1 protein-coding gene is annotated in these 1,508 nt (G+C 44.4%); it reads right to left on the bottom strand.

The window, feature by feature from the left end:
- Positions 1-285: 285 nt before the first annotated feature.
- The gene (locus JGK20_RS34205) at positions 286-1,290 is read right to left on the bottom strand and encodes a transposase (RefSeq protein ID WP_366039888.1); all 1,005 of its coding nucleotides are present in this window, start codon (positions 1,288-1,290) and stop codon (positions 286-288) included.
- Positions 1,291-1,508: the final 218 nt, after the last annotated feature.

Below are 1,508 nucleotides of genomic sequence, written 5' to 3'. Positions count from 1 at the left end.
ACTGTAGTTTAGACTAAAAAATGAGCCCAGCTAAAAGTAGTCACCTTTGAATCTCCGGCAAGCTGTTACTCAAAAACTCAAGAGGTATCAGATTAAATAACTAATCTTGAAGACTTTTTACGTCGAGAAACCCGTTTTTTGACAGTGGGATATCGCGGTGCTATCGTCCGTACCCTTCCTTTTTCCCAGCCGGGGGATTTTCCCCTATGTTTAGGCAATTTTGTGGGAGTACCAATGTCAACTAAAAGCGAAAACATTGATTGAGCAACACGTCCAGGGGTAAAATTAATGGTAGCAGATTGCCTGCAGTAAGACATTCTCAACGACTAAATCCCTAGCTAGCCAGAGTTGCCAACTCATCAATGGCATTAAATCACTCCAACGCTCGGATTGTTCGGGAGTTCTCAGATTAGGCAATGTCCAATGCAATCGTTGCTTGGCAAACCGATACCAATGATCCACTCCAAAACGTCGTAAATATTTGAACCAGACTGTTTCCAAAGGTAGAGTCCGTTCTCCCACCCAAACCAGCCACAAGGGTGGAAACGGCTGACCGTTTGACATGGGCTTCATTCTTTCCACCAGGATTAAATTGACTTTTTGTCCAGGGGCGCGATAAAAATGCAAGTCAAGCCATTGTTTGACTCGGACTTTTCCCAAATCTGGATGTTCGTCAATTTCAATCTCTGTATCAGCTTCGAGCCATGTAGTTGGGTCGCCCAGTCTCATTTTTTGCCCGTGTTTGGGTGGTCTACCGCGACCACTATAGGCTGGTGGTGCTGACCATAAGCAGGCATTTTTTCGGACTCTCATTAAACAATCAGCAGGGATGTCCGCTTCTGTTAGCGCCAGTACCCAGCTTGCATTCCCATATTCTCGATCTAAAACTGCTAAAACTGGATTGACGCTATGTTCACAGACAAGTTTGAGTTGGGAAGCTGCTTGAAGTATGGGTGAAGACCCACTACTAATTCTTTCATGGAGTAGGGGTAATGCCCAACTTCCGATTGCTTCAGGTATCCACGCAATCGTACTGTATCCCTGACCCACAATTACACCCCTTTGATATTCATGGGTTCTATCTTGTAACGTTTTGGCATCTCGTCTGCCCCATGCAGTGTGGTCGATTGCTACTAATATATGTTCCGTTGGGGCTGCTTCTTTCTGTAATTGCTCCAGATAGAGCAGCATCAGTTTTTTTCGGTCTGGTCTACAGTCTTGTAAGGCTTCATAGACGCGCTTGCCATTGACGAAGAGAATAATGGATTTAGTGAAAATTCTGCTAAACACGACGCATTTTTTGTTGTCATCACTGCATCCATCAGCTCGAATGTCGCATCTTTCGCTTTCACTAATAAATCGTATGCTGCTTGACGAAAGTCCTTTAATCGTTCACTGTTCATTTAAGGAGTGGATAGGTTTTCTTTTTCACCCTCATTCTCTCCTAGCGCGGTGGCTCTAGTTCTTCTTTTGCCACCGTTCTCATCTTTGGTTAGTCTAAACTACAG

Origin of the sequence: Microcoleus sp. PH2017_05_CCC_O_A (assembly GCF_020738785.1) — a bacterium.
Taxonomy (GTDB): Bacteria; Cyanobacteriota; Cyanobacteriia; order Cyanobacteriales; family Microcoleaceae; genus Microcoleus.
This window is presented reverse-complemented; position numbering and strand designations above follow the sequence as displayed.